The following is an 8,198-nucleotide window of genomic DNA, read 5'->3' as shown; positions in this document are numbered from 1 at the left end:
AGAACGAGGGATGGGTGACTGTCGGAGCGAGCGCCGACACCGCCGAGTTCGCGGTTTCCTCGATCGAGCGGTGGTGGGAGAAGATGGGTTCGAAAGCGTACCCGGAGGCCCGCCGGTTGTTGATTACCGCGGACGCCGGTGGGTCGAACGGGTACCGGAGCCGCCTGTGGAAGGCGAAGATCGCCGAGTTCGCGGAGAAGACCGGCTTGGAGATCACCGTTTGTCACTTTCCGCCGGGTACGTCCAAGTGGAACAAGATAGAGCACCGGATGTTCAGCCATATAACGATGAACTGGCGGGGGCGCCCTCTGGAAAGCCACGAGGTGGTGGTGAACCTCATCGCTTCTACGACGACCAGCACGGGCCTCCGTATCCAGGCCGAGCTCGACGAGGGGACTTACGCCAAGGGAATCAAGGTACCGGACCAGCGCATGCGGGAGCTATCGATCACTCGGCACGATTTCCACGGCGAATGGAACTATACGTTGCGGCCGGCATCCTAACCACATTGTTTGTGGAAGTTATTTGATTCCAAATCCTAAGGCTGGGACCGGTGCTGGCGTGATACTCGCGACAGCACCCTGATCTTGGCCTTCCTTGCGCTGAGAAAGTCCCGCCTACCTGCGCCAACGGCCTTGCTGGTTGCTCCAAATCAAGTTGAGCAATACTGCTCACGAGCAAGAAATTCAGCCATGCTCGACGGTGCTATATGACATACATCACTGCACCGTGACCTGGTCCGCTGTCTGCCGGTCTGTCTGCTGTCGTGTTCATTCACGGGTGGGCTGCCGTGGGTCGCTGACCTTGGGGTTTGTGTTGATGGGACACGTCGGGATCGTTGCTTGATCGGCGTGGTTGGGCATGGATGATCGAGGTTGTGGCTGACCCGTCGGTGTCGTGGGATTCGCGTATAGCGGCTGCCGAGGCGTGGATCGAGGAGGTCGTGGCGGGGCAGGCCGCCGCGGTGGCGGCGAAGGAGCGTCTGGCGTCGGTCAACGAGCGGCTGCGCCGGGTCGTTGAGGGTGTGGCCGAGGAGCATGAGGTGGAGCTCGGCGTGGTGTGTTCGGAGCGCGACCGGGCGCGGGTCGCCGAGCTGGAGTTGGAGAACGCGGACCTGCGGCGGCGGGTCGGGATGGACAACGAACCATCGGTGTCGCCGTAGAAGGAGCCGCTCGGCGCGGGCGAAGCGGCGTGCCGAGCGGCGTGAGGCCTCGGAGCGGGTCCGGTCGAAGGATAAGAGGCCCGGCGGGCAGCCGGGGCATGCCGGGTCGGGGCTGTCGCGGGAGTCGGAGCCGGACCGGTCGTTACCGTCAGACCCGCCGGTCGAGTGCTCGTCGTGTGGCGAGGGCTTGGCGGGTGCCGAGGTGCTCGCCCACGGGTGGGCGCAGGTCTGGGACCTGCTCGACCCGGTGCTGAAGAAGGTCGAGTGGGTGATGCCGCGGCGGGCGCGGTGTCCTACGGGCCCAGGGTGCACGCGGCGACGGTGCTGCTCGCCTCCGAGGGCAAACAATGCCCGGTGGAACGGGCCGCGACGGTGATCGACGCGCTGCTCGGGGTGCCGGTCTCGTCCGGGTTCGTTGTCCGCGCGAACGCTCGCCTCGCCCGGGACTTGGACGCGGCCGGGTTCGACGAGGCGATGAGGACGGCGCTGCGCGCCGAGCCGGTGCTCTGCGGTGACGAGTCTCCGGTCAACGTGCTGCGCAGGGACCTTGACGAGGTCACCGGCATGGTCCTGTCGGGGACCCCGCACCTGCTGGTGGTGCGCACCCCGTCGCCCGGGCTGGTCTGGTACGCGGCGATCAGCTCTCGGTCGTCGGAGGCGATCCATGGCACCGGGATCCTCGACGGCTGGTCTGGCTTCCGGACCGGGCCGTCGGTGCACAGCACCGCGTCCGTCACCTCGAACAGCGCGTCCGCGCGGTGGACCAGACAGTCGTAGAACTCCGGCCGGAAGCGACACAGCCTCCCCAGAGCCTCGACGCGTCCTGGTTCGTCCTGCACACTGCCCATCATGACCTTCGGTTCGATCACGGCTTCTTTGGCGAGAGCACGATCTTCCGAAGATCGCTCCACGTCACGAGGACACGCCGAACCACCCCACAACACCAGTAGGTATCACGCAACGTGACAGTCGGAGGTTAAAGGGCGAGTTCACGCCGGGCGCCCAGAAGTGGGGGAGCCGGCTGATTGATCTGCTCCATGAGGTCAACACCCTCGTCGTCGCCCACACCGCCGGGAAGACCGAGCCCCTATCCAGGAGATGATCGACAGGCTGCTGACCTGGTACAACACCGACGTCTGCATCGGCGAACTGGCGAACATCTCTAGATCCTGGACTGACGAGAGAAACCATCCATGCCTGGGACTCGCCCTGGCCCGCCGCGAAGGCGAGCCTCGATACGGGATCGATCGGGCCCTCAGCAAGCACGATCCTCCCTGCTCAGAAGCACTTTCCCGCTTATCTCCACCAACAGAAGATCAATCCGGCGAAAGTCCGAGGCTATCGCAACAGCAACCCCGGCAACCTCTCCGCGATCACCCACTGTCAATGCTGCGCCACGCAACGATCCTTCGGATCGAGGAACCCTGTTACCAAATCCTGCATGTGACTGGATTCACACCAGGTGCGCTGGCCTGCTGAGGCTGCGTGCCGACTTGACTGCCATGATTCGAAGTTGTTTGATCTGACCTGTGGTCAGATCTTCATCTCGGCGAACTGCAGCATCCGCGTCGACGGCGAGCCTGGCGGTGTGCGCATTGCGTGTAGTACCGGCCGGCGGACTTGTGCAGGTGACATGTTGCCCTGGAGAGGTGCGCACAGTTACGGGAACAGTTATAGCTGTATAGGGAAGAGGTGAACCCTCGGGGGATGGGCATAGCTAAGTATTCTATCAAGCCAAGCATTGGAGTGCTGTGGAAGCCTGACAGGGTGAGTTCTTCAGACTTGCAATCGAGGAAACTGGCAGCGAACCATTGGAGTGTCATGCCCTATTTCTAGGATGCGTCCGTAAGGATACGGCGGAGATGCTCGCCAGGCGACGGGATCAGAATGATCCGCCGATGCTGTGAGCTTTGAACAGAAAAAGCAGTCATGTGTGCGGCCGGCTTTGATTCGCTCGCCGAGTTCGCAGGAGTCTAACCGCCTCGATCTTTTTATGTGAGGGATATATCGACACTTACCGAAAGTATGACACCTATGCTGCGAGGCTCCTAGTAATCGGAATGGGAATCATGACAATCACTGTGGGAATCAATGGCTTCGGCCGTATCGGCCGTAGCTACTTCCGTGCGCTGCTCACTTCCGGTGCCGACATCCGCGTGGCTGCGGTCAACGACCTGACCAGCGCGCAGAGTCTGGCGGACCTGCTGAAGTACGACAGCGTGTACGGGCCGCTGCCGCAGCAGGTCGCGGCGGAGGGCTCATCGCTCAGGGTCGGGGACACCGTGGTCGAGGTTCTCAGCGAACGCGACCCGGCACAGCTGCCGTGGCGCCGCCTCGGAGTCGACGTTGTCATCGAGTCGACGGGCGTGTTCAACGACGCAGCCAAGGCCCGGGCGCATATTGATGCCGGCGCCTCGAAGGTTGTCGTCTCTGCTGCGGCAAAGAACGCGGATCTCACCCTCGTCATCGGTATCAATGATGACCTGTACGACCCCCAGAAGCACACGGTCGTCTCCAACGCTTCGTGCACGACGAACTGCCTGGCTCCCATGGCCCGGGTGCTCGATGACGGGCTCGGCATCGAGTGCGGCACCATGACCACGATCCACGCCTACACGCAGGATCAGAACCTGCAGGACGGCCCGCACCCCGACCCCCGGCGCGCCCGTGCGGCCAACCTAAGCACCATCCCGACCACCACCAATGCCGCCAGTGCGATCGGCCTCGTGCTCCCAAGCCTGAAGGGCAAGCTCGACGGGTACTCGGTGCGGGTTCCTGTTCCCGTTGGCTCGCTGACCGACCTGACCGTCCGGGTGGACCGTGAGACGACGGTGGAGGAGGTCAACTCGCTTTTCCGCAAGGCGGCGGACGGTGAACTTGCACGAATCCTGCGCTACACTGCAGACCCGGTCGTTTCCGCGGATATCGTCAAGGATCCGGCGTCATGCATCTTCGACTCCCTGCTCACGCAGGTTATCGAGGGGCGCCACGTACACATCTTCGGCTGGTACGACAACGAGTGGGGATTCTCCAACCGCCTTATAGACACAACCCAGTTGGTCGGCGGCGCGACTGTATGACGGAACTGGGTAGGGGGGCCACAGTGAGTTAGCCGTCGTGGCGGGTGAGGAACGCCGTGCCAGCCATGCGCGGTCAACGGCAACGTCGGCATGACCTCGTCGGGCACGACGACGCCGGTGGGATGGGTACCGGGGTCGAGCTTGGCGTGCACGGTCAGCCCGGTGCGGGTGGTGGTCGTCCCGATCATGTCCACCACGACCTCGTGGCTGGTCAGGGGGCGTCCGCGCCAGTTGATGCTGATCCGGGAGAACAACCAGTTTTCGATGCTGTTCCATTTCGAGGTACCCGGCGGGAAGTGGCACACGGTGATTTCCAAGCCAGCGGTGTGAGGGGAGTGTCTGATCAGATACTCCCCTCCGGTCAGGCCCTATCTGGCGTGAGCCGGGGGCTTCTTCGGGACTGCCGCCGCAGCGAGCATCTACGTGGGCGCGGTCTCGCCCTGACCGTCGAGTGTGACCCGGGTGCTACTGCGAAGCTCGGCGACAAGGCCGCGGGCGGATTCCGTACCTATGCGAAGTCGCTTGCGTAGCGTCTCTGCGGAGATGGGGCGTTGGTGGTGTTGCCAGTGGAGGACATCTTCGGCGCGGGCTCGGTGGAGAAGGTCCTGCTGGCGTGCCCCCCGTTCTGTCTGACGCGATGCGGCGTCTGTCGCTTTCCGTCGACCTTGGGTGGCGGTTCGGTCTGGAGCCGCTGGCATCTGGGTCTGATCGGTCCCTTCTGCCCCGCTCTCTGGGCGAAGCCCCGGGAACCGGGCGGTGGTCTGGATGGCTTGGAGGAGGCCGGGGCCGACTTCCGCCCATCCGATAAGGAGAAGCGGCCCGACAGCGTCGAAGGCTGCTCTGCCGTAGTGGCCGGTGATGAGGGGTTCGGTGATGTTCAGGGCGAGCGTGACGGCGCTGGCGAAGATCAGTAGGCGTCGTGCGGCGCGGATGACTTCGGTGGGTCCGCCGTGCAGGGTGAGGTGGCGTGCGCCGAGGAGGAGCCCGACGACGGAAAGATCGACTGCGGGCGCCACGAGGATGGCGACGTAGGTCGGGACCCCGAGGCGGATGCCGAGTGCGGCGACGTTGCCGAGCCCGAAGAGGAAGGTGAGCCCGACAACGGTGCCCACGATCACGGTCACCATGCGGGCGGTGCCGTTCGCACCCACCAGGTCTACGGAACGTGTGTTCGATTTGACGGGCGAGGGTGCCGGCTGGGTGCTCACGGGGCGTCGCCCCTGGTCAGGAGCCTTGTGGAGACCGGTCGGACGGTGATCTCGGGGCCCTGAACCAAGATCAGGCGGTTCTTATTGTGTTGCGTTAGGTCCACCATTTCGGTTCTACTCGAACCCACTCGATACTCAGAGTGGTCGAGCAGGCCCGAAACGGTGACAGTCCCATAGATCGTGGCGTCCTCCGCAAGGAGGGCGCCACTGTCGTTTCGGCGCTCATAGCGCGCCGGTGACAGGGCGAAGCGTCGGCGTAGTCGGTTCGTGGTCTCGCGGCCGTCGGTGGCTGGTTTGTCCCCGTCCGCCGTCAACGTCGCGTCCAGTTCGGGCGGCGTGTCGCGTCGCAGGTACACGATCGTCTCGAAGGCTTCCGTCAGCTCGTCGGCCACCACGTGCGGGCTCTTGGCGTCGGCGTCGAGGAACAGCTTGGTGAAGATCGCCCGGTTGAGTACGGCCCGGGTGGGCTTCTTCGATCTGCGGTACAGCTCCTGTGGGTCGGTCAGCAGGTCGAGGATGCCGGTCACAATCTGGTAGCCGACTTCCAGCTTGGCTTCGGTGTCCTCAAGATGCTGCTTGAGGCGGGCCCGTTCCTCGCGGATGCCCCGCATCCGCTCGGTGATCTTCTCTTTCGGCCAGTCCGGATCGTCCACCAGGTCGAGGTAGCGATCTTCCTGCCGGTCGAGTTCCCGCAGCCGTCTGGTGTGCTGAGCTTGGATCTCCTTGGCGTTCTCTTCGCCGCTGGCGACGGCATCCTTCATGGTGATGCGGAGGCTCTGCTACATGTCGTCCGGCACCTGCACGTGGCAGTAGTGCTGCAGGGTTGCCTCCTCGACGTCTTCGACCTTGAAGTAGGGCAGGTCGCAGGTGCCGTCCTGCCGTCCGCGGCAGATGTAGTAGAAGTACTGCACACCGTGACGGTTCTTCGCGCCGGAGATGATCAGGCGTCGTTCGCACCGGCCACACCACACGGTGCCCTTGAGGTAGTGGTTGTAGGTTCGCTGGCGGGTGCCCGCGCCCCGGTCTGCGATTAGAACCTTCTGGACGCGGTCGAACAGATCTTGGTCGACGATGGCTTCGTGCCGCCCTTGGAACTCGACGCCCTCGTAGGTCACAAAGCCGAGGTAGTACCGGTCCCGTAGCAGATCGCCGATTTTGTGGATCGAGATGGGCCGCTCAGGCCGCTTCGGTGTGGGGCGGGTCCGCAGGCCGGCATCGGTCAAGGCCTTGCGGAGCGTGTGGAAGTTGTATCTGCCCGTGGCGTACATCTCGAAGGCCAGCCGGATGAGCGGCGCGCGCACCCGGTCGAAGGCGATGGTGCGGATCTCGCGGCCCTCGAACTGCTCGCGGACGTTGAGGTAGCCGATGGGCGCCTGGCCGAGCGTCCCTCCCCGGCGGGCCTTCTCGCCCATCTTGAAGCGGATGTCCTCGCCGTTGGCCCGCGACTGGAAGCCGTTGAACACGGCGAGGAAGCCGTGCATGGCCTCGCCGAGCGGGGTGTCGTCGAACTTCTCGGTCGCGGAGAGCATGGTGACGTCGAGTTCGCGCAGCATTGCGAGGGTGATGCCGTTTTCCGCCCAGTTCCGGTGCATGCGGGACAGTGAGTAGAAGATCACGTAGTCGACATCGTGGCGTTCACGGATGCGCGCCATCATCTTCTTGAACTCGGGCCGCTTGTGGATGGCGGTCGCCGACCGGCCCGGCCCCAGGTATTCGTCAACGATCTCGACGCCGAGCTCGCGGGCCTGCTCCGCACACTTCCGCCGCTGGGCGGGCAGTGAGATCCCTTCGGGGTCGTAGTCGGTCTTGACCTGCCCCGGGGTGGACACCCGCAGGTAGACGACCGCCCGTTTGATCCCGCCCCGAGCTGGGGCTTCGGTGCGGAAGTAGCGATGTTGCTTTGTCATCTGGTTGCGCTCCTCCTGGTTACGGTTTTTGTTGTCAGGCGCGGCAGGGGTTGGATGTCTCACCCCTGAAATAGCTCACGACTGGCCGGCTCTCGTCGTCGAGGAAACCGAGGTAGGCCAGGCGTACCTTCATGGCTGAGGTGGATACCTTGAACAGCTCGGCCAAGGCTTCAACGTCCTGGAGGCCGCTCGCCCACGCGCGTTTCACCCACGGCCGGGGCATCAGGAAACAGGCGGCGAAGTGGTCGCAAATACGTTCGATCTGTTTACCCCGCTGTTTCTCGTCGGGGGTGCCGAGCCGTGCGTAGAGTGTGGCCCGCGCGGTGTGGTCGATGACATGCTTGATTTCGTGGGCGAGGGTGAAGCGGCGCCGGCCGGAGCTGCTGTTGCGGTTGACCACGATCAGCCAACGGCCGTCACGCCACTCGGAGAAGCCGGCGAGCGTCGGCATGCGCCAGCGGGGCTCGACCTGGACTTCGATGCGCGGCAGCTCGGTTAGCCGCCCGGCATCGGCTGGAGCCTGCCGGATGTCCAGCAGGTGCAGGAGTGTTGTGGCTTGCAGTTCGGCGATCTGGTACGCCTCGCCAAAAGTGAGCGGTCGGCTCGGCGCCAGGCGTCGGAGTTCCTGAATTATTGGTTGCTCGGTCTGATCCATCGGGGATTCCCCTCCTTCCGTACCCACCTACTTGTTATGCGTTTCCTGTGTGTCCGCGCCGTCGGCGGAGCCGCGGTACTTGGCGATGATTTCTTGGATGCTGGCTTCCGCCTCCCGGATTGCGGCTTCGGGCAGGTCGTACTCGGCGCGCAGCATGACATTGAGACTCGGAAGGTCTTCGGGGAG

6 protein-coding genes and 3 pseudogenes are annotated in these 8,198 nt (G+C 64.0%); 3 read left to right on the top strand and 6 right to left on the bottom strand.

What is annotated here, in order from left to right:
• A partial coding sequence (locus AC08OV_RS21380) for an ISAzo13 family transposase (protein WP_476615007.1) occupies positions 1 to 503 on the top strand: 503 nt, incomplete at its 5' end.
• A 362-nt stretch (positions 504 to 865) separates the two neighbouring features.
• Positions 866 to 1,867: pseudogene (locus AC08OV_RS21375) on the top strand (IS66 family transposase); the annotation flags it as partial.
• Here the strand turns inward: AC08OV_RS21375 and AC08OV_RS21370 are convergent.
• Positions 1,861 to 2,010: pseudogene (locus AC08OV_RS21370) on the bottom strand (NF041680 family putative transposase); the annotation flags it as partial. The pseudogenes AC08OV_RS21375 and AC08OV_RS21370 sit on opposite strands and share 7 nt — an antisense overlap.
• 1,221 nt (positions 2,011 to 3,231) lie before the next feature.
• On the opposite strand from AC08OV_RS21370, the gene gap reads away from it, so the two are divergent.
• Positions 3,232 to 4,242 (top strand): type I glyceraldehyde-3-phosphate dehydrogenase, encoded by a 1,011-nt coding sequence (gene gap / locus AC08OV_RS21365; RefSeq protein ID WP_476620187.1) that lies wholly within the window; start codon positions 3,232 to 3,234, stop codon positions 4,240 to 4,242.
• Here the strand turns inward: gap and AC08OV_RS21360 are convergent.
• The 5 genes and pseudogenes from AC08OV_RS21360 to AC08OV_RS21340 all read right to left on the bottom strand — a co-directional run.
• Positions 4,227 to 4,568, bottom strand: a pseudogene (locus AC08OV_RS21360) (ISAzo13-like element transposase-related protein); the annotation flags it as partial. The gene gap and the pseudogene AC08OV_RS21360 sit on opposite strands and share 16 nt — an antisense overlap.
• Positions 4,569 to 4,661: 93 nt before the next feature.
• Positions 4,662 to 5,450 (bottom strand): hypothetical protein, encoded by a 789-nt coding sequence (locus tag AC08OV_RS21355; RefSeq protein ID WP_476620186.1) that lies wholly within the window; start codon positions 5,448 to 5,450, stop codon positions 4,662 to 4,664.
• On the bottom strand, positions 5,447 to 6,211 hold the full coding sequence (locus tag AC08OV_RS21350; protein WP_476615010.1) for a hypothetical protein: 765 nt from the start codon (positions 6,209 to 6,211) through the stop codon (positions 5,447 to 5,449). Before AC08OV_RS21350 ends, AC08OV_RS21355 begins: the two co-directional genes overlap by 4 nt.
• An 18-nt stretch (positions 6,212 to 6,229) precedes the next feature.
• Positions 6,230 to 7,357: a recombinase family protein gene (locus AC08OV_RS21345; RefSeq protein ID WP_476615011.1), complete on the bottom strand. Its 1,128-nt coding sequence runs from the start codon at positions 7,355 to 7,357 to the stop codon at positions 6,230 to 6,232.
• Positions 7,358 to 7,391: 34 nt separating this feature from the next.
• On the bottom strand, positions 7,392 to 8,012 hold the full coding sequence (locus tag AC08OV_RS21340) for an ImmA/IrrE family metallo-endopeptidase (RefSeq protein ID WP_476615012.1): 621 nt from the start codon (positions 8,010 to 8,012) through the stop codon (positions 7,392 to 7,394).
• Positions 8,013 to 8,198 lie beyond the last annotated feature (186 nt).

It is taken from the genome of Frankia sp. CeTa3Moorea (assembly GCF_978021225.1).
Note: the sequence above shows the minus strand (reverse complement) of the source record. Positions and strands in the feature narration are given on the sequence as shown.

Bases quoted from the DNA above. Each gene is read 5' to 3' on its own strand.
- gap (WP_476620187.1), top strand. From the start codon at position 3,232: ATGACAATCACTGTGGGAATCAATGGCTTCGGCCGTATCGGCCGTAGC.
- AC08OV_RS21350 (WP_476615010.1), bottom strand. From the start codon at position 6,211: ATGAAGGATGCCGTCGCCAGCGGCGAAGAGAACGCCAAGGAGATCCAA.
- AC08OV_RS21345 (WP_476615011.1), bottom strand. From the start codon at position 7,357: ATGACAAAGCAACATCGCTACTTCCGCACCGAAGCCCCAGCTCGGGGC.
- AC08OV_RS21340 (WP_476615012.1), bottom strand. From the start codon at position 8,012: ATGGATCAGACCGAGCAACCAATAATTCAGGAACTCCGACGCCTGGCG.